A 474-nucleotide genomic window follows, 5' to 3' on the forward strand; every position below is an offset into this window, starting at 1 on the left:
AATTGAGAGGCTTAAGGCACTTGATAAACACAGGCGAGATGAGATAGAAAGGCTGCGCCTAGAACAGCCAGAACTAGCCGAGGAAGCGGCAAAACATAGACTCTATACAAAAAAGCTCGAGCAAGACCTCGAGGAAAAAAATCAAATTAATAAAGCTCAAGTAATCCAAATTCTCAATCTCAAGCAAGAGAATAGCGAGCTAAAGAATTTCATATCAAAAGCAATGGCTTACGTCAGCAATCACGCAAAAGATGTCTTTAGTTTTATCACGAATATCTTTTCTAGTGAGCTTACAGAGCCTCTATTGAACGAAAAAGAAAAAGACAATGAATTTATCGACCAAATAGAGAAAACTCAACAGCGGTCAAATTTGACCCCTTTACAGCCTGATAACAAAGAGAGATTTTTTAAAGCTAGACATCAATAAAGACTACCGCACTTCGTTTGCTGGTGCTAAGTTTGCCACTGCGTGTT

1 protein-coding gene is annotated in these 474 nt (G+C 38.8%); it reads left to right on the forward strand.

All coding sequences use genetic code 11. The features are described from left to right. A partial coding sequence (locus tag CYP28_RS10255) for a hypothetical protein (RefSeq protein ID WP_181000405.1) occupies nt 1-427 on the forward strand: 427 nt, incomplete at its 5' end. Nucleotides 428-474: the final 47 nt, after the last annotated feature.

It is taken from the genome of Campylobacter concisus, assembly GCF_002914195.1.
Lineage (GTDB): Bacteria > Campylobacterota > Campylobacteria > Campylobacterales > Campylobacteraceae > Campylobacter_A > Campylobacter_A concisus_M.